Below are 26,520 nucleotides of genomic sequence, written 5' to 3'. Positions count from 1 at the left end.
TCACTTAGCTGACACGTCTGTCCGCAAGCCGACATAAGCGGACACAATCATTCTGTGTCACTTCGGCACAACATTCCAGATCAAGTCCGGAGGCGAAATGAGTTAACTGAGGGCGCGGGCATAAGATGTCCCCACCTTCCCCGCCGCGCTCTCGGCGGACGAGCCGTGGACAGCTAGCACAAATAGGCCGCTGCCTGGCTATAATCTGTCCTGCTCGAATACGCCGTCGGTCAAAATCTGTCCGACCGCGGCTGCCCAGCCGAAACTAACCCCACCATCTGACGATCGCACCTCGTCGGCGGACAATCCGCCCGACGCGATCTGTCGTGCCCAGATTCTGGAGAACCAAAATGAGCGCGATCAAAAACGCCATGCACGACGCAATGGACGCCCTCGGCGAGGAGGCGTTCGACTCTCTTTTGGCGAACGACGTCGATCGAGCCATCGACGAGGTGATCGAGCAGAGGAAGGCGATTGAGCAGGCCTATGAGCAGCTCCGTTCAGGTGGACTGGAGGTGCAGCACCAGACACTGCGGACTGTGCTCATGCGACTGCATGGCGTCCAGCCCGAGGGCACGCCTGCCTTCAACGCACGACTCAAGCACCTGCTTGAGATGGGCCTAATCACCGATCGTCGAGTGCTCGGAAGAGGGCGGCGGTCCTATCGCCTTGTCGACATCCTCGAGCTCGCGCTCTGCCTACAGCTGCAGCGCAGCTATGTGCCGCCAGCCACCGCGGTCAGGTTTGTCATGGTCAATCGAGACCATCTGGATAAGGTTTGGGTAGGCGGTTCCACCGGCAATCAGACTCCCCTCCACCTCCGGGTCGATGCCCTGGCCGCAATAGGCGATGCCAGTCGGACGATGGGGCGAGGATCTCGCGGGAACGAAACCGGCACCATCAGCCTGACAAGGATGAGGCATCCCGGCCCGAAGGCCGTGCCGCCGGCCACGCTCACCGTCGATATGCTGCATCTGCAGCTTCTCGTGCATGATCATCTCGTTCGCGCTGCTGTTCAGCGTCTGGGACTGATCCGACCATCCGGAGATGACCAATGAGGAACGGAGCCTGCCCACGATGGCGACCGCTCATCGAAGCGCTTCAGCAGGAAGCCGGCTTCGACCCGGAGCTCGACGATGTGCGCAGCACCGCCACAATGCTGGAGATCGACACCACGTTCAAAGGCTTCAAAGCCACCTACTATCTCAGCAACTACGACTTCGGTCCTAGTGCCAACGCCCAAGCCGATGCGCAGGAACTGGTAGCCTTCCTGCGGGAGAGGCAACTCCTTCGGGAAGGCGACCTCGTCGCGCCTCTGGAACGGCATCTACCAAGACACCGGCTGATGGAGGCGATCACATCCCACGCAGGCATCGAGACCCAGCTACTGCTCAACGAGCTATGGCGACTTAGGATCGAGCATGAAGCGCGGGTCGGCCCGAGGGCCCGCTACCGGTGGGCGACCGTTCCAGATCTGCCAGCCATTCTGTTGGAGAAGAAATCACTCGCGGCGCGCGAGATCGACGGATACGCCAAGCTTCCGAATGGCGCTCCCTATCTCGCTGGAGATCTGCTCAACGGGTCTTGGGTCATCGACACCGTGGTGCTCGCAGGAAGGGTCATCATCACCATCGAGAACCAGGGGATCGTCGCATCCTTTCCCGACAGCGTTCCCGAGACGGTGATGGCAGGGATAGTCGGTCGGCGACTGCGCGAGATCGTCAGCATCCCGGCGCTCGATCCGCTCGAAATCGTCGTGTCGGCTGCCAGGCGCCGGGGTGAGCTCACCGCACTGTGGCTTGGTGGACCTGATGTACGCGAAGGCTGGCCGTCGGGGCAGACCATCGATCCATCCACAATGGGCGAACTGCCGCACACCACCGCCGCCTTCGCAGCGCTTAATAGGCGACGCTGGCGCTAACTCCGGAAATAACCTCGTCTTTACGCGACTCCGCGCAGGACGACGCGACAACCCCGCGCCCGGCTCGATCACTAAAGAAGGGTAATGTCCCGTCATGAGACGGTGCGATTCAGCAAATTTGCAATTTGAACCGCAGAACACATGTCCATGACCATTCGCTGTTTGGACTAGGAATGGTCTAATGATGTTCCGCTGGTGGCCTGGGCTCGACATCTCGATGACGCCGCTGCGAAAGGTCGTCAGCCGATCGTCATCCGTGAACAATGGCTGGCACCGCACCACCAAGCATCCTGCCGGGTTCATTGGGGCGGAGTCCCGACCAGAGCTCGCGCTGTTCCTGGTCCTCGCTGAGATGGACCCGAACGTCACGGCGATCGCCGCACAGCCCACGAAGGTCGACTTCGAGCTGGACGGCAAGTCGTGTCGCCACTTCCCAGACTTTGCCGTGATCGAGGCGGAGGCCAGTCGCATCTACGAGGTGAAGACGGCGAGGAAGTATGCGGACGAGGCCATTCGCCGCCGCCTTTCCGCCGCCGCTCGATCGATCGAGGCGCGGGGCTGGTCCTACGACGTCGCCCTCGACACGGACATGCGGAACGATCCTCGGTTCCGGCATGTCGAGGCGCTGTGGCGCCGCCACCGCCCAATCTACGACAAGCTACAGCAGTTCGCGGTCGAGCAGGCCGTCGGAACCGGAGAGCGGCGTGTCGCCGACGTCGTCGCTGATCTCACGCAACTGGGAGACAAGGCGCCTAGGACGGAGCACGTCCTGTCCCTGGCCGCCAACGGCAAGGTGTTCATCGACCTTACAGCGCCGATCGGACCGGCAAGCCTGATTCGGCGTGCGGATCGAAGCGCGCTGCCTGAGCCACTTCTCCCTAAGCGGAGGCCAGCCGACGATCTGCAATGGGCGGACGCGGCATGAGCTACGCCAACATCGTTACAGGGGCCTGGATCGACTATCGAAGCCAGCGCTGGAAGTTCGAGCGCCGCCAGGGCCGCCGGCTCGAATGGCGCTCGTCCTCGACGTTCGAACACATGGTATTCACCGACGCCGAGCTTCAGCGCGAGATCGCAAAAGGCAAGGTCCGCCTCTTCGACGGACGGGGCCGTGCGCCTGCGACGGGCACGGGGTCGCGCATTCATGGCCAGCGAAAGGCCACGAGTGACGACCTGGAGGAGGCCAGGCGCAAACTGGTCTATGTGCTCGCTATCCGCGAAGCTGGCATGCCGCGCGAGGATGCCACACCCGACGATTGGCAGGTGGTCATCGACGCTGTCTACGAGGAGCAGGGGCGCCACTGGAAGCGGCTCCGCGGCGGCCGCAAGGGCGAAGCTGTGGATCAGCCCAGCCTCAAGAGCGTGCGACGCTGGGTTGCCGACGGCGGAGACAATCCCACGCTGGCTAAGCTGACGCCGCGCCATCGGCACAAGGGCAACTACACAGACCGTATCGATCCAGAACTGCGACAGCTGATTTCAGAGAAGGTCGACGAGCACTATCTAAAGCGGCCGCCGATCACACTCCTTCAACTGAAGGAAATCGTCGCTGGCGCCATGAACGCCCTCAACGAGAAGCGCCGGGCGGAGGGCAGGAAAGCTCTTCCAGCACCGGGAGTAGAGGCGATCCAGGCCTCGATCGACGGGCTGCCGAAGGATCAGGTCAAGCGGGCCCGCTACGGCGAGATGGCAGCCTTTCTCGCATACGGATCGGCCCAAGCGCAGGCGGACCCTGAGTTCCCCCTTGATCGGGTGGAGCTCGACGCCACAGTGATGGACCTGTTCGTCGTCGATCCGGACACGAGCCTTCCTATCGGCCGGCCAACCTTGGTCGTGGCGCTGGACCGCTGCACACGGATGGTGCTGGGCTGGTTCGTCACCTTCGAGAAGCCGAGCATCCTCGCCCTGATGCAGTGCCTGCGGAACGCCATCCTACCCAAGGACTACCTTGCGAGCATCAAGGAGGAACGAGGCTGGATCATCAACAATGAGCCCGAGACCTTCGGCGTGCCGCGGGTTCTGGTGCTCGATCGCGCGCGGGAGAACATAGCCGAGCACATCGCCCGCTTCGCAGTCCGCGCCGGGATCAACCGGGTCGAGATCATGGCCGGGAAGAAGCCGTGGCTGAAGGGCGCGGTCGAGAGGGTGATCAAGACAGTCTCTGAGCGCCTCCTTCATCCCACTGCGGGGACGACCTTCCACAACACGCTCATGCGGCTGGGATATGATCCCATGAAGGACGCCGTCTGCACGCCCGACGATCTCGACTACGGCCTGCACAAGTTCTTCATCGACGTCTATCCGTTCGAGGAGAGACGCAGCCTCAATGGTCGGCAAGCCATCAAGGTCTGGCGGGAAAAGACGCTCGAATGTCCCGTGGACAGCATCGGCGACATCGAAGACGTTGCTCACCTGTTCGGACGAACGGATCAGGCGAAGCCCGGTCGGCACGGCATCAACGCCAACGGAATGCAGTACTTCTCCGATGAACTGCTCCAGGTGCAGCGCAACGCCCAGTTCGGACGGGCGCTGGCCAAGCAGGGCGGCAAGCTCGAGTATCACCTCGATCCGGCGTGCATCGACACCATCCACGTCCGGCTGCCCCACAGGGAAGGTGTCATCCACGTGCCCGTTGCACCCAAGTGGACCAACTACGCGCGTGGCCTGTCGCTCTGGCATCACCGCAAGATCCGCGAGTTCATCCGGGCGGACGCGCGGACAGACGCGACGGCCCTTCTGAAGGCCAAGATCGAGCTCATGGAGATCATGCGTGGCACGTCGCTGTCAAAGCGGGGCGGACTGCGCGCTCGGCAGATCGTCGCGAGGATGGAAGGAGTGCAGCGCGTCGCTCCGGCAGGCACCGACCCGAACAACACCGTCGCCGGCAGCGAGGCACACCCGGGTCGAAGCCTTCCCGTGCCATCGAACGACAAGGCGACCACGACGGTGACCCCAAGGCTGGTTACGAACGCCAGCGAGGCCGTCGCCGAGTCCCAGGTCCAAGCCTCATCCACCCAGAAGCCCGAGCAGCCGGCAGCGCCGCGTCGGCCGAGGAAGGGCTACAGGCCGTGACGAACAACGCACTGGACTCGATCGAGATCGCTGATGCAGCCGATGAAATCCCGTGGTCGCAGGCGCCAGCTGAAGCACGCAGGGAGCAGCTAGGAAAGCTGTTCGTGAAGCGCGACATCGAGGAGCGGGTCGTCGCCGCCATCGACTCCGCCCGCAGAGAGCGCCTGATACTCCCCGAAGCCCAGAACGTCGTCATTATCGGCGAAACAGGCGTCGGAAAGTCCGAGATCGCGAAGCGCTACCTCGCCGCGAACCCTGAGTATCGCGACCCAGAGACGGGATGCATCGTCAGGCCCGTGCTCTATGTCGACGTTCGGAACTCGTCCACGCCGAAGGGCGTCGCCAAGGCCATGCTGCGGCAGCTCGGCCTGGACGATACGGCTGACGATGACGACGGCAAGGGATGGGGCGCCACCAGTGTCTCCGACCTCACGCACTGTGCGAAGAAGCAGATGGTCGGCCAGCAGGTCGAGGTCGCCTTGCTGGACGAGTTCCACAACACTGTCACCGACAATGGCGCTGTGCGTCTGAACCGCATTGCGGAATGGGTGAAGGACTTCGCCAAGTCGAAAAGGAGAACTGCGGCCAAACCCGACGGCGAGCGGAACGAGAACATCGTCTTCGTCCTCATCGGCACCCGCAAGGTGAAGAACATCGTCGACCCGACCGTGAACGCCGAGCTCGCGAGCATCACGCCTTATCGCGTCGAGATCGATCGCTATCGATACGGCTCCGTTGCCGAGAAGGAGGAGTTCAGGGCCTTCCTCAACGACCTCGATTACGAACTCCCTTTCGACGAGGACAGCAGGCTCGGTGAGCCCGGCCTCGCCGACAAGTTTCACATCGCGACCTTCGGCCTGCTCCGGCAACTCGGCCACATCGTCACCAAGGCGGCGGACCTGGCGATCGAGGACGGGTCGAACCGTATATATGAGCACCATCTGCACGCCGCCGTCGAACTGAAACGGGGCGTCCTGGAGTCGCACCTCATGAGCGAGGAAAGCCAGGGCGATGAGCGGCGGGTCGTCTCCAATCCATTCACGCCACCGCAGCTTCCGGTTAGCGAGAAGCCCTCCCGGCGACGTGGCTGGAAGGGATGACGGCGACGAGCCTTGCTCTCCCGCTCGTCGTCAGGCCAATCGACGGCGAAAGCGCGTTCAGCTTCATCTCCCGGCTGGCTGACGCGAACGGTATCAGGGTCGCAGCGCTCCTCCACGACGTGGCCGGGAACGCACGACGGCGGCCTGACCAATTCGGCCAAGCCCAATGGGAGCGGCTCGCCAACCGCGCCAACCTGTCCATCCAGGCGCTATATGAACTGGTCACGCCAACATCCGCGCGCGGCAGGACCGACCTCACGACCTTCCTAGGCTCGACGCTGAAATGGGCCCACCTGGTCAAGCAGCGCATCCGAGTGTGCCCAGCGTGCCTGAGCGAACGCAGGATGCTGCGGGCGGTCCGGCGGCTCCAGCCATGGACCGCCTGCATCGAGCACAGCACTCAGCTGGTCGATGCCTGCGACTGCGGCCGTCATATCGATCACACTACACGCGGAACCGACCCGTTCACGTGCCTGTGCGGAAAACCCTTCAGCGAGATCACGACACAGCCGGCGTCCGAACTGGCGATCGCAGGGATGCAGTGGCTCATCCAGCTGATCGGACCGCGCCTCAGCGCCACCGATCCCACCCGTTGGTTCGACAAAGCCGGGCGGCTACCCGAGCCATTCTCGCCGTTTGCGGAAGATGCGCCGATGACGCTCTTCGATGCCATCGTCCTGACAGAAGTGATAGGGGTCAGCGCGACGACGCCGGCTTCCGAGGATCCGGCGCGCGACCCCTCGCGCCTGTGGCAGGAAGGAAGCTTCCGTAGCCGCAACGACCTTCGACAGTGCACCGCCCATGTCGAAGCCACGATGGCCGTGCTGCGACGATGGCCGCAGGGATGGCACGACACGCTGGAGCAGGTGGCAGGACGCAACGTGGATGCCGGCTCCAAGGAGCCGAAGCACCTCTTCGCAACGCAGGTCGGGCGCATCGTCCTCACTCCATTCAAGGGCTTGGACGGCCGCCCCTGCCAGGTCTTGCGAGCCGAGACGGATCGGTGGCTGCAGGCGCGCGGCTATAACATCCGGCGCAAGATGCCGGTCTATCACAGCGATACAGCTCGAGCGATCTACCGGACGCTAAATATGAGCCACGTCGCGAAGCGCCTAGGCATCACCAAGCATCGCGACGAGGCCTTAGTCCGGATATACCGCCAAGTCGTTGACGAGTTCGACAAGGCTCACGACCGCCCGACTGAACGTGAAGATCTCGCGGAAGCGGTCTTCAAGGAAGTGAGCCATCGATACGCCCGCATCGACGACTACCGATACCGCCCCGAGGATTGCATGGCCTCGGTCGCCACGGCCGCCTACCTGTCGCACCCGAATGGCAGCGACATCGCCGATGCCTGGGTTCACCCAGAGCTCCTCACGCCTGTGAACCATCATCGTCGCACCATCTTCCGGCGCGAGAGCGACGTATTCGACCGCGCCCAGGTCGAGGCGCTCCGACGCCGTATCGAGGCTGCGGCAACGTTGGTCTCACCTGATGCTATTCCTGACGGCTTCCAACCCTATGCGATCGCTGGACGCCGCGTCGTCGAGCAGGACTATACCAAGACAGACCTCATCCTGGACGTGCTGAGCGGCGTTGTGGCGACCGTCAGGACGGGTCCGGAACCGCGACTGAGCGATCTGCACATAGACGTCGTAGCCGCCAGGCGCCGCGCTCTCGACCAGCGGTTCGAGCGGATGGTCGTGCAGGACAAGTTCTTCGCGACCAGCCGGTGCCAGGAGATCCTGGACATCCTGTGGCCCGGCCGGGTCGAGCGCATCACGCCCGAGGTCAACCGGACCTATGTCGGCCGGGATGGCTTACGCGTGGAGCAACGGATCAGCCGCACCCAAGGCCGGGAAAAGCCCTACAACTTCTATTCGATCCGCGACCACATGGCGCGGCTCCACAGGCATGAAGGTCCGTGTGGACTGCCCAATCTCGATGCTGCGATCAGCCGCCTGCACGGCTGAAGCGACCCGGTCCGCTGATACGCTCGAGCCTGCGAATCCTGCACGTCCTGCAACCCGAAGTCGTCCCGGCCACCCGAGAGCGGCCGGCCAACTTATGCCCCTGCCGGGGCCAAGATATGCCCGTTTCCGGGACAACTTATGACCTAGTTTTCATTAACGCGGCTGGGCCCGCGCGGCCTCGCTGGCGAGCTTGTCGGCGCGTTCATTGTCCGGGTGGCCGGCATGGCCCTTGACCCAGCGCCACTCGATCCGGTGCGGCGCTGCGGCGTCGATCAGGCGCTGCCAAAGGTCGGCATTCTTGACCGGCTTCTTGTCGGCGGTCTTCCAGCCGTTGCGCTGCCAGCCCTTCAGCCATTTGGTGAGGCCGTCCATCACATAGCGGCTGTCGGTGGACAGCTGGACGCGGCAGGGGCGGTTAAGCGCGTTCAGCGCCTCGACCGCCGCGGTCAGCTCCATCCGGTTGTTGGTGGTAAGCGGCTCGCCGCCGGAGATTTCCTTCTCCCGCTCGCCATAGCGGATGATTGCGCCCCAGCCTCCTGGACCCGGATTGCCCTTGCACGCGCCGTCGGTGGCGATTTCGACCGTGGGAAGTTCGTTCACAGCGCGGCGTAGTGGTCCAGTCGCTTGAGAAAGGCGAGGGGGTCCTTGCGCGTGACGAGCGCGTCGGCGGGCGTATTCAGCCAGTCCCAGGCGCGAGTGAGCAGGAAGCGGAGGCAAGCACCGCGGGCGAGGGCGGAAAAGGCGGTAACCTCCTCCGGTAGAAGCGGATGCTCGGCGTCGTAGCCCGCGATCAGCGCATCCCCGACCGCCGCATCATAATCCGGCGCGAAAGCCCAGGCGCTGTGCATCACCGCCAAATCCCAGGCACGCACCTCGGTGCAGGAGAAATAAAAGTCGATCAGCCCGGTCACCCGGTCGCCGAGCATCAGTACATTGTCGGGGAAGAGATCGGCATGAACCACAGAGCGTGGCAGGTCAGCCGGCCAGTGCGCGTCCAGCCACTTCAGTTCCGCCTGCACCCGACTGCCCAGACCGGGCGCGATCTGGTCAAGCTGACTCCCGCAACGCTCTGCAAGTGCGTGCCAGCCGGCGGGGCCGAGGCTGTTGGGCCGCCCCAAGGGGAAGTCGCGCAAAGAGTTGTGCATCCGGCCAAGCGCCGCACCGGCCGCCTGCGCCTGTGCCGCCGTCGGCCGCGCGACGGATACGCCCGGCAGGAACTCGATCAGACACGCCGGCCGGCCGGCGACGCGCTGCACCTGGACGCCGTCGCGATCCTTGAGCGCGCGCGGGACCGGACTCGCGCTATCGGCGAGATGGTCGAGCAAGGCGAGAAAGAAGGGTAAGTCCGTTTCGTCGACCCGCTTCTCGTAAAGCGTCAGGATGAAGCGGCCGCCGGTGGTATCGACCAGATAGTTGGAGTTCTCCACTCCCTCGGCAATGCCCTTGGCCGACACGAGCTCGCCGACCCCGTAGCGTGCGATGAGTTCCGCGAGCTCTTCGGTGGGTACCTGGGTGTAGACGGCCATGCGGCGTGATCGACGCTCGCGGCAAAAATTGAAAGCTCTCCAGCGACGATTCGCGCCTCAACGCCCGATGCGGTAAGATGCCAGGGGAGAATGGTGCCATGTCTCAACTCTCGATCGATGTCGTGACCGAGCCATGGCTGGTGCGTTGCTGGGGCTCGTTCGCCATCCTTGAATTGTCCGGTGGCGGCGACGCCCGGCCAAAGGGACGCAAGGCCCGCGCCTTGATCGCATATCTGGCGATGCACCCAGGCAAGGCGATCAGCCGCGAACGCATCGCCGGTCTGTTGTGGGCGGAGCGTCCTGACGAGCAGGCCCGCGCCAGCCTGCGCCAGACGTTGCACGAACTTCGGGATTTCGCCCGCGGCGAGCTGCCGATGCTGCGGATCGATCGGGAAACGGTGATGCTCGATCCCCGGGCAGCGATAACCGATATCGACCAGCTGCGCCGCTGCCTGATTGCTGGCGATTACACCGCGCTGATCGAAGCCGCCCCCGATCCAGACGACGTCCTGTTTCACGGGCTCGATGGGGTGGATGGCGGTTTCGACGAATGGCTGCAGATCGAGCGGACGCGGCAGCGGGAAATCATGGTTTCCATCCTGGCCGATGGCTCTGCCGGCGCGGTCGCCTCGGGACAGACCCGCGTCGCCCGGGCGCTTCACGCGCGCCTGCTGGAATTCGACCGTGACGCAAAGGGCCACCCGCCAGGACCTCAGCCTGGGATGGACGCAATCCATCCCGCCGTTCCGGTCTCGCGCCCGCCCAGGCACGTTGCCATGGCCGCCAGCGCCTTTCTGGTCTTGGCTGCGACTGCCGGCGGCATCCTCTGGCTCCGCCCGCAGGCGGCGGTCGCATCGGCACCGAGCCGCGAGACCCGGCAGCTGCACGAGGCGGCGAGGACGATCATCTACCAACGGAGACTGGCGGAGTTACCCGTCGCGCGAAAGCTGCTGGAGCAGGCGCTGCTGCAGGATCCGGACTATGTACCGGCCATGGCGAGCTTGGCGACTGTCCTGGCCATGGGCGGTCCGAACGCGCAGGACGCGGCCGAAGCCGAACGGTTGGCCCGGCGCGCGGTCGAGCTCGACCCTCGATCGACCAAGGCCTGGGGCGTACTCGGCATGGTCCTGGACTTCGAATCGCGCGAAGCTCGGGCCGCGATCAAGCGCGCCGCCGGGCTCGACTCTCGCGATCCCGAGATTCAGTTTTGGCTGAGCAATGTACTGGGCATCGAAGGCGCCTATGCCGACCGGCTGCAGGCGCTTAGGCGAGCAGCCGCCACCGACCCCCGATGGGATCGCGCATCCGGCTCCGCCGCGCTCGCGGCGTGGGAGTTCGGCTTCGAGCAGGAGGCCGAGGCCTATGCAGCACGGCTGAAGGAAGCCGACTTCGCGCGTTCGTTCGAGTGTTCCTATGCAATCGACGCAGCGCGCGGCGACTATGCCCGGATTGTGCGCGAAACGCTCGCCGTTCGCGACCGTCTCGACGAGTCGAGCGCCGCCGATTTCAAACTGGGCCACGCCTTGCTGACGCTCGGCGAGGTAAAGGCCGCACGTCTGTTACTCAGATTGCCGCCGCTGATGTGGCGCATCACCAGCGGAGAAGGACCGCGGCCGGGCGAATTGCAGCCGTTGCTCATCGCCTCGGAGCGTGACTCGCGTGCCGACGCCTTGGTGCTGACAGCGCTTCGGCAGGTGCTGAAGGCGGGCCGGCCTCAGGAAATCGTACAGGCGTATGACCGGAGGGTCGGGCGGCTCGCTCACCTCGACAACGCCAACGCGGCCAATAGCTTGATCATGACCGATGGGCTCCAGGTCGCGCTCGCCCTGCGCGCGGTCGGGCGGACACAGGACGCCGACCGGCTGCTGGCACGGGCGGATGCGGCCGTCCGCGCCGCCATGAGGCATGGCGAGGTGCCCAACTGGCTGCCAGCCGCCGCCTCCGGCGTCTGGGCCGCGCAGGGGCGGCACGAGGAAGCATTGGTCGCACTGGAACAAGCCATAGAGAGAGGCTGGCACTATACGCCAAAGACGCCTTTACCCGACATGGCCGACATCCCGTCCTTTGCCGGCCTGGTCGGCAACCCTCGGTTCGAGCGGCTCCGCCATCAACTGCGCGACCACATCCGGCGCGAAGCGAAGGCGGTGAGGGGCGTCTTCATTTAGGACAGAAGCGACATCAAAGCCGGTGTCGCGTCGAATTAACGATCAGCTGACGATCGTTTCACGATCCCTGACACGTCGATCCGCCACTCCTCGACTCACGGCCGCTCGGCGGTCGATATCAGGGGAGTTGAGGACAATGAAGATCCGCGTATCGGGCATGTTTGCCTTGGCCATGACGACGTTCCTGACCGCACCGGTGGAGGCTGCGATCACTGCCGCGAGCGATCCGGTGCTGTTCTGGAACGATCTTGCGATCAAGACGGCAGGCGGCAATCCGGCCAACCAGGCGCGGGTGATCGCGATGGTCAACGCCGCCATGTATGATGCCGTCAACCGCACCTACAACGGCGCAGGCAACTATTATAATGTCGGGGTTGTCGCACCGGGCGGCAACGTGCGTGCGGCCGCATCGCAGGCTGCTCATGACGTTCTCGTGGCTGTGAATGGTTCGCAAGCCGCGACGTACGGGGCCGCGCTGACGGCAAGTCTCGCGCTGGTTGCGCCGGGAACGGCCAAGGCCAATGGCGTCGCGACTGGGGCCGCATACGCCAGTGCGCTGGTTACCCTTCGCGCAAATGACGGCTCCACGCCGCCCCCTGGCTTCAGCTATACGCCCGGTAACTTGCCGGGCCAGTGGCGCCCCACGCCTCCGGGCAACGCCCCGGCGGCAATTCCCTTCTGGGGCAATGTCACGCCGTTCCTACTGAACTCGGGCAATCAGTTTCGACCGCTCGCGCCGCCGACGCTGGACAGTGCGGAGTATCTGTCGGCCTATAGCGAAGTTAAGGAGATTGGCTCACTCACCAGCGCGTCGCGCACCGCCGACCAGACTGCGAGTGCGCTGTTCTGGGACGTATCGAACGGCACGACCTGGAACAGGATTGGACTCGATCTGATCTCCGACGACGGCTTGTCCACGCTGGAGAATGCGCGCGTCATGGCAAAGCTGTCCACGGCGATCGCGGACTCGCTGATCGCTGGGTTCGATGCCAAATACGCTTATAACTTCTGGCGTCCCGTCACAGCGATCCGAGAAGGTGACAATGATGGCGTGGCCGGCACGAGCGGTGATGCCGGCTGGAGCGCGCTCTTCGCAACGCCCGCCCATCCGAGTTTCGTCTCGACCCACTCGACCCAATCGGGTGCAGCTTCCGCTGTCCTGCTGAGCCTCGTGCAGGACCAGGCCTTCTGCAACACCATCTCCGGTGACACGCGGTGTTTCACCGGGATTGCAGATGCGGCCGCCGACGCGGCCAACAGCAGGGTTTGGGGCGGTATCCATTTCCGTTTCGATAATGAGATTGGGCTCGCCACTGGTCAGGCAGTCGCCGGGTGGGCATTGTCGCAGGCCGCTTTCAACGCTGTGCCGGAACCGGCCAGCTGGGCGCTGATGATCGCGGGCTTCGGCCTTGCTGGATCGGCGCTGCGGCGGCGTAGTTCGAAAGTCGCTTACGCCTGAACGAGAAAGGGGCGGCCCGTCGCCGGACCGCCCCTTAGTCTCTTCGGCCAAGCCGTCACGAGCAAAGCCCGTGACGTCAGTCGGCGCAACGCGCCGCTGGCCGGCCTGGCGGAGTCCGGGAGCTTGTTCGCTCCCGGACTCCGCTGCGGCTTACTTGAGTTCCACCGTCGCGCCGGCTTCCTCGAGCTGCTTCTTGATCTTCTCGGCTTCGTCCTTGCCGATGCCTTCCTTGACGGCCTTCGGCGCGCCCTCGACCAGGGCCTTCGCCTCGGTCAGGCCGAGGTTGGTGATCGCGCGGACTTCCTTGATGACGTTGATCTTCTTGCCACCGTCGCCGGTGAGGATCACGTCGAACTCGGTCTTCTCTTCCGCGGCTGGAGCAGCGGCGCCGGCGCCACCGGCGGCCGGGGCAGCAGCCACGGCAGCGGCGGCCGAGACGCCCCACTTCTCTTCGAGCATCTTGGACAGGTCGGCCGCCTCAAGGACGGTCAGGGTCGAAAGCTGGTCAACCAGCGACTGAAGGTCTGCCATTTTGTTCACTCCGTTGTATCATGTGCTCCGGCGAAGGCCGGAGCTTTGCGTCACAGCGCTCCGGCCCTCGCCGGAGCACACCAAGTTTGTTCAAGCGTCTTCTTTGGCGGCATAGGCCGCGAACACCCGTGCAAGCTGCGCGGCAGGCGCCTGGGCGATGGTCGCGAGCTTGGTCGCGGGCGCTTGGATGAGGCCCACGATCTTGGCACGCAGTTCGTCCAGCGACGGCAGCGAAGCGAGTGCGGTTACGCCCGCCACGTCCAGGGCAGTCTCGCCCATCGCCCCGCCCACGATTTCGAACTTGTCGTTCGTCTTCGCAAAGTCGACGGCCACCTTGGCGGCCGCAACGGGATCGTTGGAATAAGCGAGGCCGGTCGGCCCGGTCAGCATCGTGCCGATGCTGGCATAGGGCGTTCCCTGGATCGCGATCTTGGCCAGGCGGTTCTTCGCCACCTGATAGCTGGCGCCGGCCTCACGCATCTTGTTCCGCAGGTCCGTGGACTGCTTGACGGTCATGCCCTTGGAACGGGTCACGACCACCACGCCCATGGTGGACAAGGTGCTGTTCAGCTCTTCGACCAGCTCTGATTTTTGAGCTCGATCCATGCCATTCTCCTCATGACGCGCGGAAAAGCTCCGTGCGCCGGTCACTCTTGTCCGTGGGGAATGGGCAGGGGCGCCGAGGCTCAGGCTTGTGCGGAGCGGCGGCAGACCCGAAACTTTCTTCCCCGTCTAGGCTGGAGATTAAGAGGCGAACCTCACCAGCTGTCTCGGACGGTCACGATCAGGGCATGCCCCGATCGAAGCGCGCGCCTATAGCGGCTCGGCGGGCAAGGTCAAGCCGTGGAACGACTGGCGCATGCGGGTCGTTCGACGCTATCACCGTAACGACCTGCAGCATCCCAAGGGGACGATCATGGCCGAAACGCCCGCCGACAAGCCCAAGCGCCGCCGCACCACCAAGACGCAAGCAGGCGAGGCATCCGCCGCGAAACCGGCGCGTACGACTCGTGCAAAAGCGCCCGCCAAGAAAGCCGAGGCTCCGAAGGAGGAGCAGCCGAAGGCGGCAGCGGCTCCGGCGAAGAAGCCGGCTGCCTCGCGGGCCAAGGCTCCGGCCAGGCAGGGTCCGGCCAAACAGGCTGCGGCACCCGCGGCTGCCGCCAAGCCGGCGCCGCGCAGGCGCGCAGCTCCCCGCAAGTCACCACCCACCCCAGCAGCCACGCCCGCTCCGACTCCGGCTCCCGCTCCGCAGACCAAGGCAACCGCCCCTGCGGCGGCCAGACCCGCCGCTCCGCCGCCGGTGGAACGCGAGAGTTTTCCCGAGCCGCCGAAGGTCGGCTGGCTCGCAGCCCTCGGAGCCGCGGCTGCCGTCGGCGGTGCCTGGTTCGTGTGGCGGGCGTCTCGCGCGGAAGAGCCAGACTATCAGACGATCGAAAGTGACGGCGCGGTGGAGATCCGCAAATATCCGTCGCTGGTCACCGCCGGCACCCATGCGCGCGGCGAGCGGCAGCAGGCGCTGAACGAAGGCTTCCGCACGCTTGCAGACTATATCTTCGCCAAGTCGCGGCCGGGCGCCAAGCTGCCGATGACGGCGCCGGTCCTTGCCGATGCCTCCGGCAATGGCGGCTGGCGGACGCGCTTCATCATGCCCCGCGGCAAGGCGCGGGCGGAGCTTCCCGCGGCGCCCGACGGTGTCGAACTGACGGCAGAGCCCGCCGCCCGCATAGCCGCCATCCGCTTCCCCGGCCGGGCCGACGATGCCACGCTCGAAACCAAGGAGGCGGAACTCCGCAGCTGGCTGCAGACAAAGGGTCTGCCGCACGAAGGCAAGGCGGTGCACGCCTTCTACAACGCACCGTTCCTTCCGGGTCCCTTCCGGCGCAACGAGGTGCTGATCCGGTTGAGCGACGAAGGCGGTATGACCGCCTGAAGAGGCCGCAAAGCAACGCCCAAGAAGAACAGGCGCGCAAAGTCGTTATGTTCCTGAAACTTCCAGCGCGCTCATCGGTTTAACGCGAGAGAGACTAGCCGCCGACTATGTATCGGCGGCAGCGCCTCGGGAGTGTTGCTTATGGCTTACGGGTCGTACCGTCCGGCCGCGCCCCGCCGCGGCGAGGGGGGCCGTGCTTTGCCTTCAAGGCCGAATGTCGAGGGGCGGAGCGCATTTCGCGCCGCCTCTGGGTTGAAGCTGGCCGCCGCGTTCGCGCTGGTCGCGCTCGGCTCGGCCGCCACGCTCGGCGAAGGCATGCTGAATGCAGGTGTGGCCGCGGCGCGCGATATGGTAGATGCGGTAGGGGGGAGGTCCCCGGGTGAACGGACGCAGGCGTCGATGACCAAAGGCAAGCCGCGGATCGCGGTCGACCGCGTCGCGCGCGCACTGCCGCGCATCCGCGATGCCCGTGCCTCGTCGCAGCCTCCGGCTGCACCCGCCGCTGCAGCTGCTGCGCCCGCAGCGCTCGGTGCCCCCGCAGCGGAAGCCGCACCGGCCTTCGTGGCGTCGCCGTCCGCCTTTGCCGAAACGCCGGGTGGCGTGTTCGTCGGCAGCCCCGGTCCGGGCGGAGTGTTCGTGCCGTCGCTTCCCGGTGGCGGCGGCGGAGGCGGTGGGCCCATCCTCATTGTGCCGCCCGGCGAGACCCCGCCCGGAACCGAAACGCCACCGACGGTCACGCCGCCGGTGGTCACCGCGCCCATTCCGGAGCCGGCGACCTGGGCGATGATGCTCCTCGGCTTCGGCGCTGCCGGTGCCGCCATGCGCACACGAAGGCTCGTCGGAGCGCACAGTGTCTGAAGGCGGCGCGGGGCTCGGCACCTGGCTCTTCCGCGGATTGCTCGCCACTTTGCTGATCGGCGCCATTTCGCGCGTCGGTGCTGATCCCGTCCAGCCTGCCAGAGCGGTCCAGGCCAGCTGGAGCGACCCGGACCGGATCTTCGGCTCCTCAAGCCGCGAGATCGCCCTTGCCGGAGTCGACAGGGGAGCCGTGCAGAGCGTCCTTAAGGTCACCGGGCCGATGGACTATGGCCAGGCGGTCTGGCGCGAGCAGGGGGTTCCTGACGGGCCGATCTGGATCCGAGTCGACCGCCATGCCCAGATCCTGTCGGTCTTCCGCGGCCCGCATGAAATCGGCACCGCCGTCATTCTCTACGGGGCGCCCGAAAAGCCGACGCCAGCTGGCCGCTACCCGGTACTGGGCAAAAAGGCCTATCACATCTCCAACAGCTACAATGCAGAGATGCCCTTCACGCTCTGGCTCACGCACGACGGCGTCGCCATTCACGCCGGCAATGTGCGCCAGGGTGCCGCCACCCATGGCTGTATCGGCGTGCCCCGCGAGTTCGCGCGCCGGCTGTTCGATCTGGCCAAGGTCGGCGATCCGGTGATCATCGTTTAAGGCTTTCCTCCAGAGGCGCTTTCCGCTAAGGGCGCGCCCTTCCAACGCATTGCCGTGGAATCTGCGGGAGACGCTTGCGGGCGTCGTCTGGACCGCTGAACTTGAAACGGGCGGGGCGCCTTGGCGTCGCGGCCACTACAGAGTGAGTAAGACATGGCTAAGAAAATCACCGGCTATATCAAGCTGCAGGTGCCGGCCGGCGCCGCCAATCCGTCGCCGCCGATCGGCCCTGCTCTGGGTCAGCGCGGCGTCAACATCATGGAGTTCTGCAAGGCGTTTAACGCTCAGACCGGCGATCAGGAAAAGGGCACGCCGCTGCCGACCGTGATCACCGTCTATGCGGACCGCAGCTTCTCGTTCGAGACCAAGACGCCCCCGGCCTCCTATCTGCTGAAGAAGGCGGCGGGCCTGAAGTCGGGCTCCAAGGAGCCGGGCAAGGCGGTGGCCGGCCGCATCAAGCGCTCGCAACTCGAAGAGATCGCGAACGCCAAGATGAAGGATCTGAACGCGAACGACCTCGGCGCCGCGACGAAGATCATCGAAGGTTCGGCCCGTGCCATGGGCCTCGAAGTGGTGGAGGGCTAAACCATGGCCAAGCTGACCAAGAAGCAGAAAAACTGGGCCGTCGACAGCGAGAAGCTGTACGGCGTCGACGAAGCCATCGCGCTGGCCAAGCAATACGCCACCGCCAAGTTCGACGAAACGATCGAAGTCGCGCTGAACCTGGGCGTCGATCCGCGTCACGCCGACCAGATGGTCCGCGGCGTCGTTACGCTCCCTAAGGGCACCGGCAAGACCGTGCGCGTCGCCGTGTTCGCCAAGGGCGCCAAGGCCGACGAGGCGACCGCTGCCGGCGCCGACATCGTCGGTGCGGAAGACCTGCTGGAAACCGTCCAGGGCGGCACGATCGATTTCGATCGCTGCATCGCCACGCCCGACATGATGGGCCTTGTCGGCCGGCTCGGTAAGGTGCTTGGTCCCAAGGGCCTGATGCCGAACCCGAAGCTCGGCACAGTGACGATGAACGTCGCTCAGGCGGTCAAGGACGCCAAGGGCGGCCAGGTTGAATATCGCGTCGAAAAGGCCGGCATCATCCATTCTGGCATCGGCAAGGCGAGCTTCCCTGCCGAAGACCTGCGCGCCAACTTCGACGCGCTGGTCGACGCGGTAGTCCGCGCCAAGCCGTCGGGCGCCAAGGGCAAGTACGTCCGCAAGGTCGCGGTCAGCTCGTCCATGGGCCCGGGCATCAAGGTCGACGTGGCGGAAGTCGCCTCGGCCTGATCTCTCTGCCGCAGGTAAAGAAAAGGGGCCGGTGCGAGCCGGCCCCTTTTTCGTAGTTGCTGTTTTCCGACCCCCGCTGAGTCCGGCTGAGCTTATTTGACCCGCTCGACCTGCTCGAATTCGAGCTCGACCGGCGTTGCGCGGCCGAAGATCGAGACGCTGACCTTCACGCGGCTGCGGTCGAAATCCAGTTCCTCGACCACGCCGTTGAAGCTGGCGAACGGACCGTCGAGCACCTTGACCTGGTCGCCGATCTCGTAATCGACCTTGATCTTGTTCTTGGGCGCGGCGGCCGCGGCCTCTTCCTTGGTGCTGAGGATGCGCGCGGCCTCGGCCTCGCTGATCGGCTGCGGCTTGTTGTTGGTGCCGAGAAAGCCCGTCACCTTGGGCGTGTTGCGCACCAGGTGATAGACGTCGTCGTTCATCTCGAGCTTGGCCAGCACATAGCCGGGGAAGAACTTCCGCTCCGACTGCACCTTCTTGCCGCGCCGCACTTCGGTGACGGTCTCGGTCGGCACCTCGACCTTTTCGACCAGCCGGTCGAGCCCCATCCGCGTCGCTTCCGACAGGATGGCGTCGCGGACCTTGTTCTCGAACCCCGAATAGGCGTGGATGATGTACCAGCGTGACATGTGTTTCGTGCTTCCCGTCAGGCAGCGAGGTTGAGCAGGAACTTGACGATCGCGGCGAACACCGAGTCGATCGCGAAGAAGAAGACGCCGAGGATGGTGGTCATGATGATCACCATCACCGCGGTCATCATCGTCTCGCGGCTGGTCGGCCAGGCCACCTTGGCGGTTTCCGCGCGCACCTGCTGCACGAACTGAGGAATGTTGCCGATCTTCGCCACTGTCTTGTCCGTCTTTCGGGTGAACGCCCCCGTCCGGGCCAGCGCCCGAGGAAAGCATCACCGATGTAGTGAGAGTTGAGGCGTATAGAAAGGAGCGGGGGGCGAGGCAAGAGGAGGCTAGTGCCGGCTTACCTCCAGCCCGTTCGGGCTGAGCCTGTCGAAGCCCTGTTCTTCTGTTGAGCCGTGGGCCGTCACGGGAGCAAATCCCGTGACGTCAGTCCTGCGGCGCAGGCTGGCCGGCCGTTCGCGTGCTCCGCAGGAGCACCAGCGGATAGCTTCGCTATTCGCCTCGCTCCGGCCTGGCAGGAGTGGAGGGACTCGAACCCCCGGCCCTCGGTTTTGGAGACCGATGCTCTACCAACTGAGCTACACTCCTCCATGCCGGAGGCGGAGGGCGATGTAGCCGGGGGAGGGCCGCCACGCAAGCACGCGCGGCGGCCGCTCTGTCAGGCTAAGCCGGGCGCGGACACCCGCCGCCGTATCGCGGCGCCGGCGAGCGCAAAGCCGCCGATCATCATCGCCCAGCTCGCCGGCTCGGGAATGCCCGGAGCTTGGAGGACGCCGCTGAACATCTGGGTGACTGTCGGGCGACCACCGGGGAAGGTGAGCTGCCCGGCGCTGTCGAATGATCCCGTCGCGTTCAGGAACTTGCCCAGCCCACCCGTGACGATGTGGGTCTGGTTGATGTTGAACACGCCGGGCGAGGCGAAGGTCACGACGCCCGAATAGGTGCCGAGCAGCACATGGCCGCCGCCGAAATCGAAGCTGAACTCGCCCAGGTCGAACGGCGTCGAAGCACCGAGCGGCAGCTGGATGCAGTGGCTGAGAATGGGCGTGAACGCGCCGAGATTGGACGTGCCGACGGACGTGGAGTTGGCGCTCGGCCGGATGTTCGCCGTGTTTCGGGAGCCGCAGCGCGGTGCGGCCGGCCCCGGAGAATCCACATTGGTGCGGCTGCCGGAGAAAGTGATGGTGGCGGCCGGCGCCGCGCCTGCACTTGCCGCGATAATCGCGGCGGCCAAGGTTACGGAGATCGCACGCATTTTCTTGTCACCCCTTGTTCAAGGAAGCCGTCGTGCTTCCCGAGCGGATGATCTCGGCCGCGACCCGTGATAAACAGGACTCAAATCCGATGATTTTCCGATTTCGGAGGAGCGGACAGGGGAATGGCGTCGGTAGCGTCGCTGGTCGAGGTCGGAAGCTTCCGGATCGGGTCGGTCGAGATTCGTCCGGGCACGCGCGAAGTGATCGGCCCCGGCGGGACCGAGGTGATCGAGCCGCGCGTGATGCAGGTGCTCGTCGTTCTTGCCAAGGCAAAGGGCGAGATCGTCACCCGGAACGCGCTGGTCGAACGCTGCTGGAAAGGCCGCGCCGTCAGCGAGGACGCGATCAGCCGCACCATCCAGCGGCTGCGCCGATTGAGTAAAGGCGCTGCGGCCGGCAGCTTCACAATCAAGACGGTGCACAAAGTCGGCTATCGCCTGCTCCCGGCCGACAATGACGTGGCGCTGGAGAAGGATGCGCTCGTCCGCGCTTCCGAGCAGAGGCAACAGCTTTCGCGCCGGCACTGGCTGATCGGAGCCGCGGCTGTCGTGGGCACCGGCGGAGCGGCAATGCTCTTGCGCGATCCTGGAAGGCGGCGGGCGGACGAGCTGGTCGGCCAGGCGGATCAGGTCGCCCGCGGCGGCATGCCGGACACCGACGCACGGGCGGCCGCCCTGCTGGAGCAGGCGGTCAAGCTCGCGGCCGATCATGCCGAGGCTTGGGGCAAGCTTGCCCTTGCCCGCTATTATCGGTCGGAGTTCGCCCCGCCTCCCCAGGCCACGCCGCTAGTTGCCGGCGTGCAGGAGGCATCGCGCCGTGCGTTGGCGCTCGATCCACGTCAGCCCGACGCCCATGCCGCACTCGCGCTGCTGCCGCCCTATTTCGGCGACTGGTACGCGGCCGAGCAGCGCATGAAGCGCGTGCTGGCGATTGAGCCAGGGCATTTGCCGACCCGCGACGCGATCGACTTCATGTACACGACCGTCGGCCGGATCCGCGAGGGATGCGGCGACCGTGTCAAGATGGCCGCGAAAGACCCGCTCCACGCCACCTACCAGTTCAAGCTGATCTTCGCCCTGTGGCTGCTGGGGCGGTTGCCGGAGATGGACCGCGCCGCCGACCGGGCGCTCCAGCTCTGGCCCAGGCATCCCGGCATCTACATGGCGCGCTTCTACACCTATGCGTTGACCGGACGGCCCGAGCGGGCGCTCGACCAGCTGAACAGTCTCGCGGCCAATCCGGGGATGCCGCCGCCGCTGATCGCGGCCGTCCGCGCCGCTGCGGAGGCGCTCGCCAGCCGTCGCCCCGCCGATGTGGAGGCGGCGAGCCGCATGCTGGTCGGGTCCGTCGAGCATGCCTCCCATGCCGCCACCAATGCCGTGACGCTCCTGACCGGCCTGGGTGAGATTGATCGCGCCTTTGCCGTTTCCGAAGCCTATCTGCTCGAACGGGGTCCGCTAATGGCGAGCGTCCGCTGGCGGGAGCAGGGCCTGCCCTTCCGAGATCAGCGACGGCGCAACACGATCATGCTGTTCATCCCGCCTGCCGCCGGCATGCGGTCCGACCCGCGCTTCGCCCGGCCGGTCGAGGATGTGGGCCTGGCAAGCTATTGGCGCCAGGCGCGGGTCACGCCCGACTATCTCGCCTAGGCCGCTGCCGCCTTCGCGCCGGCCGAGAACAGGCCGCGCGCATCCGCCGCGCTCATCGGACGGCCATAGAGATAGCCCTGGACCTTGCGGCAGCCGAGCTCACGGATCATCGCCAGTTCGTCTTCGGTCTCGACGCCCTCGGCCGTGGTGCTCATGCCCAGGCTGTCGGCGAGCGCCACCACCGCACGGACAATGGCGATGCTCTCAGGCGCCTTGCGGGCGGCGCCGACCACGAAGCTGCGGTCGATCTTGATCGTCGAAAACTTTGTGCGGCTCAGATAGCCAAGCGACGAATAGCCGGTGCCGAAATCGTCGAGCGACAGCTTGACGCCCAGCGCCAGCACGTCGCGCAGCACGGCGATCGCGTGCGGCGCTTCGGTCATGAACACGCTTTCGGTGACTTCGAGCTCCAGCCGGTGCGGCGGCAGGCCGCTCTGCTGCAGCGCCGCCGCGACCGACTGAGCGAAGTTGCGGTTGTGCAGCTGTTCGGCGGAGATGTTGACGGCGACGCGGACGGTCGACGGCCAAGTCATCGCTTCCTTGCACGCGGTGGTAAGCGCCCATTCGCCGATCGGCCCGATCAGCCGCGCCTTTTCAGCGAGCGGGATGAACTTGTTCGGCGGCACATTGCCCAGTTGCGGGTTCTGCCACCGCATCAGCGCCTCGAAACCCTCGATCGTGCCCGTGTCGGCGGAGACGACCGGCTGGTAGTTGAGCTGCAGCTCCTTATTGGCGAGTGCGCGGCGCAGCGCGATCTCCATCACCCGCCGCTCTTCCGCATCGACGTGCAGCTGCGGCTCGTAGGCGTGGAGCGCGCCGCCGCCCATGTCCTTGGCGCGGTAGAGGGCGAGGTCGGCCGAGCGCATCAGCATCTCGGCGGTGTTGCCGTCGCGCGGCCCTATCGCGGCGCCGACGCTGGCCCCCACATAAAGGCTGTGATTGTCGATGTCGTAGGGCTGGGACAGCTCGTCGATGATGCGGTGCGCCAGCCGCTCGATCCGTGATTGATCGGAGCCGTCCTTCAGCACTACGCCGAACTCGTCGCCGCCCAAACGGCCGCAAAGCTCCTTGTCGCTCATCAGCGATGCCAGCCGCTCGCCGACCCGGGCGAGGAGGCGGTCGCCGACGGCGTGGCCGAGCGTGTCGTTGACGCCTTTGAAGCGATCGAGATCGATGATCAGGAAAGCGCAGCGGCTGCGCCACTTCTCCGCCTCGATCAGCGCCTCGGCGAGCGATTCCGCCATGTGGAGCCGGTTGGGCAGGCCGGTCAGCGTGTCAAACCGCGCCATGCGGTTGATCTTGTCGGCCGAATGCCGCTCGGCAGTGACATCGACACCAGTGCCGCGAAAGCCCGCGAAAGCGCCGCGATTATCCATGTGCGGCGCGCCCGACAGCTCCCACCACAAGGTCTCGCCGCCTATCTCGACAGGCAGGATCAGTTCCTCGAACGCCTCACGGGCCTTGATCTTCTCGGACAAGGTACGGAGCGCCGCCGCGAAATTTCCGCTGACCCAGGCATCGCCCGCGAGCAGCTGGAGAAAGGATTTGCCCTCGAGCGCGCCTGGATCCTGGCGAAAGGCGTGGGCGAGCCGCGCCGACACGCCGGTCAGGTTGCGCGAGGCGTCGATCTGCCAGCTCCAGTCGGCGGCGTGATGGTCTTCGCCGAAACTCGCCGGCGTGGCGCTTGCGATCGGCAGCGCCGCAAAGCCCGTCTCGCCGCCATGTTGCCGCGCCCGCTGCAGACAGCGATGGATCAACACGGCATCGACGGCGAGCGTCGCCGCCAGTACCACCAGGGCCGAGCCCATGCCCGCCGCGCCGCTGAACAGCATCCAGCCGATCGCGACCAGCGGCACGGCGGAAGCGAGCAGCACATAGCCGGCGACGCCGGAGGCGGTCGACAGGGTGGCGGGCGAAGAGCGCACGGTCATAGGCGCGCCACGCTAGCGAGCCTTGGTTGACATAAGGTAAGCGGTCAGACGCCTGCTCACCCGCCCCATCTCGTCATTGCGAGCGGAGCGAAGCAATCCATCCGCCAGCGCGGCTGGATTGCTTCGCCGCTGCGCTCCTCGCAATGACGAAAAGCTTAGGCCGCCAGCGGCTGGATCTCGCCCGAGAGATAGAGGTTGCGCGCCTTGGCCCGGCTGAGCTTGCCGGAGCTGGTCCGCGGCAGGGTGCGCGGCGGCACCAGTTCGACCACGCAGTTCATTCCGGTGATGCTGCGCACCTTGTCGCGGATCGCGTCGCGCAGCCGGGCGCGCTCGTCCTGGTCGGACGTGCGGCACTGGACCAGCACGGCCGGCGTCTCCTCGCCACCCGGCAGGGTGATCGCGAAGGCGGCGATGTCGCCCGCCTTGAAGCCCGGCAGCTGCTCCACCGCCCATTCGATGTCCTGGGGCCAATGGTTTTTGCCGTTGATGATGATCATGTCCTTGGCGCGGCCGACAATGTAGAGATAGCCGCCGGACAAATAGCCCATATCACCCGTGTCCAGCCAATCGTCGATCAGGCAGGCCGCGGTGGCGTCAGGGTCGCGGAAATATCCGGCCATGACCGACGGTCCCTTGCACCAGACCTTGCCGATGGCGCGCTCGGGCAGCGGCGAGCCGTCTTCGTCGCGCACTTCGACGGTCATGTCCTTGACCGGCTTGCCGCAATTGACCACCGCGCGGAAACGCTGCGGCCCATCATTGGCGGCCGCGCCCCCGGACAGCTCGGTTTCCTCGACCAACTCCACCTGAATGCCTTCGCCCGGAGGCATGATCGTCACCGCCAGGGTGGCCTCGGCCAGGCCATAGCTCGGCAGGAAGGCGCTCGCCTTGAAGCCGGCATCGGCGAAGGCGTCGACGAAGCTCTGCATCACGTCCGGGCGGATCATGTCGGCGCCGTTGCCGGCCAGCCGCCAGCGCGACAGGTCGAAGCGGTCGGATGCGCGCGTCTGGCTCGACATGCGCCGCGCGCAAATGTCGTAACCGAAAGTCGGCGAATAGCTGATCGAGGTGCCCTGGTTGCGGCTGATCAGGTCCAGCCAGGCAAGCGGGCGGCGGGCGAAATCTTCGGTCTTCAGATAATCGACCGACACCTGATTGGCGACTGGCGACAACATGCAGCCGACCAGCCCCATATCGTGATACCAAGGCAGCCACGAGATGCAGCGGTCGCTGTCCTGCAACTCCATGCCGTGTGAGTGCGCCGACAGGTTGTTGAGCAGAGCGCGGTGGGTGACCGCGACACCGTGCGGAAAGCGCGTCGATCCGCTAGAATATTGCAGATAGGCAATGTCATCCGGCCGGGCGGTGGGAAGGTCCGCCGGCAACGCCGCGACCTGGCCGAAGGACTCCCAATCCGTCGCCGCGACATCCGCCTGGCGCGCGGCCTCGCTCGCCATGCTCTCCAGCTCGGCGGGGTAGAGGAGCAGCACCGGATCGCAGCTGTCGAGCTGCACTTTCAACTGGTCGACATAGGCAGCCGCGCCGCCGAACGAGGTTGGCAAGGGCAGCGGCACCGGCCAGGCGCCCGCATAGACCGTGCCGAAGAACAGCGCCGCGAATTCGGGGCCGGTTTCGGCGATCAGGGCGACGCGCTCGCCTTTGCCGATACCGCGCGCGACAAGCCGGTGCGCATGGTCCAGCGCGTCGTCGCGCAGTTCGGAATAGGTGTAGGGCCGCGCCAGCGATCCGCGCGCATCGCAGAAATTGAATCCGCGCTTACCCTGCGCCGCATAGTCGAGCGCTTCCCCGAGCGTGTCGAAGTCGGAAAAACGGCGCGGCAGCGCATCGTCGGTCGGCGTGGCAATCAAATCTGTCATCTCTTGCGTATACGACCCTGTTTGGACGGCGACGGGCGCGTGCAGCATCGCTTCTGCCCCTTTTCTCTTGCCTCAACCTGTCTTCAACCTGACACTGTCAGGCGTGACGCGGATGCAACTCGTCCTATTCCCCTGTGCGCGCGGTCTAAATCGGACCTGACTGTGGCACAATCGTGGCGTCATGACCGGCAGGTGCCGCCGCTGGACCCTGCCGCGCTGGAGCGGCTGGCGCTCCGCTATGTCGAGCGGTACGCGACCAGCCGCGCCAAGCTAGCCCAATATCTGCAGCGCAAGCTCCGCGAGCGTGGCTGGAGCGGCGATGAGGCGCCCGATGCGCACGCATTGGCGGAACGCATGGCGAGTCTCGGCTATGTCGATGATCGCGGCTTTGCGCAGTCCAGAGCCGGTGCCTTGGTGCGGCGCGGCTATGGCCCGCGACGGATCGGTCAGGCGCTCAAAGCGGCCGGCATCAGAGAAGAGGATGCGGCGCCGGCCCAGCAGGATGCCCGTGCCGGCGCTTGGGACGCCGCGCTCGACCTCGCGCGGCGCAAGCGGATCGGCCCGTTCGCGGGGGTAGCGCCGGATCGCGCGGGACGTGAAAAGGCGATCGGCGTGCTGCTGCGGGCCGGACATGATCTCGCCACCGCACGCCGGTTGGCGGAGGCTCGGCCGGGCGAAATCCCGGAGCGGGACGATCGTTAACAGATGATGAATCTTCGTTTCGGATTTGCTACATTTCCGCTATGCTGGCC

General features: G+C 65.6%; 23 protein-coding genes, 1 tRNA gene and 1 pseudogene. 15 read left to right on the top strand and 10 right to left on the bottom strand.

Annotated features, from left to right (window positions below; genetic code table 11):
* Positions 1-350 precede the first annotated feature (350 nt).
* The 6 genes from VGT77_RS00185 (at position 351) to VGT77_RS00160 (ending at position 8,066) form a co-directional block, all read left to right on the top strand.
* On the top strand, positions 351-1,058 hold the full coding sequence (locus VGT77_RS00185; RefSeq protein WP_327458383.1) for a hypothetical protein: 708 nt from the start codon (positions 351-353) through the stop codon (positions 1,056-1,058).
* Between the two features lie 98 nt (positions 1,059-1,156).
* On the top strand, positions 1,157-1,921 hold the full coding sequence (locus tag VGT77_RS00180; RefSeq protein ID WP_327458381.1) for a hypothetical protein: 765 nt from the start codon (positions 1,157-1,159) through the stop codon (positions 1,919-1,921).
* A 181-nt stretch (positions 1,922-2,102) separates the two neighbouring features.
* Positions 2,103-2,846 carry a TnsA endonuclease N-terminal domain-containing protein gene (locus VGT77_RS00175; protein ID WP_327458379.1) on the top strand — a complete coding sequence of 248 codons (744 nt, stop codon included), beginning with the start codon at positions 2,103-2,105 and terminating at the stop codon, positions 2,844-2,846.
* Positions 2,843-4,993, top strand: a complete 2,151-nt coding sequence (locus tag VGT77_RS00170; RefSeq protein ID WP_327458377.1) for a hypothetical protein — start codon at positions 2,843-2,845, stop codon at positions 4,991-4,993. The genes VGT77_RS00175 and VGT77_RS00170 overlap by 4 nt, the downstream gene beginning before the upstream one ends.
* Positions 4,990-6,093, top strand: coding sequence for an AAA family ATPase (locus tag VGT77_RS00165; RefSeq protein WP_327458375.1), 1,104 nt, complete (start codon positions 4,990-4,992; stop codon positions 6,091-6,093). Before VGT77_RS00170 ends, VGT77_RS00165 begins: the two co-directional genes overlap by 4 nt.
* Positions 6,090-8,066, top strand: a complete 1,977-nt coding sequence (locus VGT77_RS00160; RefSeq protein ID WP_327458373.1) for a TniQ family protein — start codon at positions 6,090-6,092, stop codon at positions 8,064-8,066. The genes VGT77_RS00165 and VGT77_RS00160 overlap by 4 nt, the downstream gene beginning before the upstream one ends.
* Positions 8,067-8,219: 153 nt before the next feature.
* Here VGT77_RS00160 and rnhA read toward each other — a convergent pair whose 3' ends face one another.
* Positions 8,220-8,666 carry a ribonuclease HI gene (rnhA, locus tag VGT77_RS00155; RefSeq protein WP_327458371.1) on the bottom strand — a complete coding sequence of 149 codons (447 nt, stop codon included), beginning with the start codon at positions 8,664-8,666 and terminating at the stop codon, positions 8,220-8,222.
* Positions 8,663-9,592 (bottom strand): homoserine kinase, encoded by a 930-nt coding sequence (gene thrB, locus VGT77_RS00150; protein WP_327458369.1) that lies wholly within the window; start codon positions 9,590-9,592, stop codon positions 8,663-8,665. Before thrB ends, rnhA begins: the two co-directional genes overlap by 4 nt.
* A gap of 98 nt (positions 9,593-9,690) precedes the next feature.
* Here thrB and VGT77_RS00145 point away from each other — a divergent pair, with 98 nt between their 5' ends.
* Together VGT77_RS00145 and VGT77_RS00140 are read left to right on the top strand one after the other, a co-directional pair.
* Positions 9,691-11,757 (top strand): hypothetical protein, encoded by a 2,067-nt coding sequence (locus tag VGT77_RS00145; RefSeq protein ID WP_327458367.1) that lies wholly within the window; start codon positions 9,691-9,693, stop codon positions 11,755-11,757.
* 136 nt (positions 11,758-11,893) lie between these two features.
* On the top strand, positions 11,894-13,216 hold the full coding sequence (locus VGT77_RS00140) for a PEPxxWA-CTERM sorting domain-containing protein (RefSeq protein ID WP_327458365.1): 1,323 nt from the start codon (positions 11,894-11,896) through the stop codon (positions 13,214-13,216).
* 150 nt (positions 13,217-13,366) lie between these two features.
* Here VGT77_RS00140 and rplL read toward each other — a convergent pair whose 3' ends face one another.
* Together rplL and rplJ are read right to left on the bottom strand one after the other, a co-directional pair.
* Positions 13,367-13,747 carry a 50S ribosomal protein L7/L12 gene (gene rplL / locus VGT77_RS00135; protein WP_327458363.1) on the bottom strand — a complete coding sequence of 127 codons (381 nt, stop codon included), beginning with the start codon at positions 13,745-13,747 and terminating at the stop codon, positions 13,367-13,369.
* A gap of 90 nt (positions 13,748-13,837) precedes the next feature.
* A complete protein-coding gene (rplJ, locus tag VGT77_RS00130) occupies positions 13,838-14,353 on the bottom strand; it encodes a 50S ribosomal protein L10 (protein ID WP_327458361.1) in 516 nt (171 codons plus the stop codon).
* Positions 14,354-14,663: 310 nt separating this feature from the next.
* On the opposite strand from rplJ, the gene VGT77_RS00125 reads away from it, so the two are divergent.
* From VGT77_RS00125 to rplA, 5 genes are all read left to right on the top strand, one after another.
* Positions 14,664-15,677 carry a heme-binding protein gene (locus VGT77_RS00125; protein WP_327458359.1) on the top strand — a complete coding sequence of 338 codons (1,014 nt, stop codon included), beginning with the start codon at positions 14,664-14,666 and terminating at the stop codon, positions 15,675-15,677.
* 141 nt (positions 15,678-15,818) lie between these two features.
* Positions 15,819-16,535: a PEPxxWA-CTERM sorting domain-containing protein gene (locus VGT77_RS00120; protein ID WP_327458357.1), complete on the top strand. Its 717-nt coding sequence runs from the start codon at positions 15,819-15,821 to the stop codon at positions 16,533-16,535.
* A complete protein-coding gene (locus tag VGT77_RS00115) occupies positions 16,528-17,136 on the top strand; it encodes a L,D-transpeptidase family protein (protein WP_327458355.1) in 609 nt (202 codons plus the stop codon). The genes VGT77_RS00120 and VGT77_RS00115 overlap by 8 nt, the downstream gene beginning before the upstream one ends.
* Positions 17,137-17,289: 153 nt before the next feature.
* Positions 17,290-17,721, top strand: a complete 432-nt coding sequence (gene rplK, locus VGT77_RS00110) for a 50S ribosomal protein L11 (RefSeq protein ID WP_327458353.1) — start codon at positions 17,290-17,292, stop codon at positions 17,719-17,721.
* A 3-nt stretch (positions 17,722-17,724) separates the two neighbouring features.
* Positions 17,725-18,417: a 50S ribosomal protein L1 gene (gene rplA / locus VGT77_RS00105; protein WP_327458351.1), complete on the top strand. Its 693-nt coding sequence runs from the start codon at positions 17,725-17,727 to the stop codon at positions 18,415-18,417.
* Positions 18,418-18,509: 92 nt separating this feature from the next.
* Here the strand turns inward: rplA and nusG are convergent, their stop codons facing one another.
* The 4 genes and pseudogenes from nusG to VGT77_RS15550 all read right to left on the bottom strand — a co-directional run.
* Positions 18,510-19,049 carry a transcription termination/antitermination protein NusG gene (gene nusG, locus VGT77_RS00100; protein ID WP_171131858.1) on the bottom strand — a complete coding sequence of 180 codons (540 nt, stop codon included), beginning with the start codon at positions 19,047-19,049 and terminating at the stop codon, positions 18,510-18,512.
* A 17-nt stretch (positions 19,050-19,066) separates the two neighbouring features.
* Positions 19,067-19,267 carry a preprotein translocase subunit SecE gene (gene secE / locus VGT77_RS00095; protein WP_327458345.1) on the bottom strand — a complete coding sequence of 67 codons (201 nt, stop codon included), beginning with the start codon at positions 19,265-19,267 and terminating at the stop codon, positions 19,067-19,069.
* Between the two features lie 300 nt (positions 19,268-19,567).
* Positions 19,568-19,643, bottom strand: a tRNA-Trp gene (locus tag VGT77_RS00090).
* A gap of 70 nt (positions 19,644-19,713) precedes the next feature.
* Positions 19,714-19,815, bottom strand: a pseudogene (locus tag VGT77_RS15550) (PEPxxWA-CTERM sorting domain-containing protein); the annotation flags it as partial.
* A 618-nt stretch (positions 19,816-20,433) separates the two neighbouring features.
* Here VGT77_RS15550 and VGT77_RS00080 point away from each other — a divergent pair.
* The gene (locus VGT77_RS00080) at positions 20,434-21,960 is read left to right on the top strand and encodes a winged helix-turn-helix domain-containing protein (protein ID WP_327458341.1); all 1,527 of its coding nucleotides are present in this window, start codon (positions 20,434-20,436) and stop codon (positions 21,958-21,960) included.
* Here VGT77_RS00080 and VGT77_RS00075 read toward each other — a convergent pair.
* Both VGT77_RS00075 and VGT77_RS00070 read right to left on the bottom strand, forming a co-directional pair.
* A complete protein-coding gene (locus VGT77_RS00075; protein ID WP_327458339.1) occupies positions 21,957-23,891 on the bottom strand; it encodes a putative bifunctional diguanylate cyclase/phosphodiesterase in 1,935 nt (644 codons plus the stop codon). The genes VGT77_RS00080 and VGT77_RS00075 overlap by 4 nt on opposite strands.
* A gap of 155 nt (positions 23,892-24,046) precedes the next feature.
* Entirely contained in the window at positions 24,047-25,768 is a 1,722-nt protein-coding gene (locus tag VGT77_RS00070) for a fatty acyl-AMP ligase (RefSeq protein ID WP_327458337.1), read from the bottom strand.
* A 162-nt stretch (positions 25,769-25,930) separates the two neighbouring features.
* Here VGT77_RS00070 and VGT77_RS00065 point away from each other — a divergent pair, with 162 nt between their 5' ends.
* Entirely contained in the window at positions 25,931-26,470 is a 540-nt protein-coding gene (locus tag VGT77_RS00065; protein WP_327458335.1) for a regulatory protein RecX, read from the top strand.
* The last annotated feature ends 50 nt before the right edge of the window (positions 26,471-26,520 follow it).

This window comes from Sphingomonas sp., from assembly GCF_035944535.1.
In the GTDB taxonomy this organism is placed as follows: domain Bacteria; phylum Pseudomonadota; class Alphaproteobacteria; order Sphingomonadales; family Sphingomonadaceae; genus Sphingomonas_B.
Note: the sequence above shows the minus strand (reverse complement) of the source record. Positions and strands in the feature narration are given on the sequence as shown.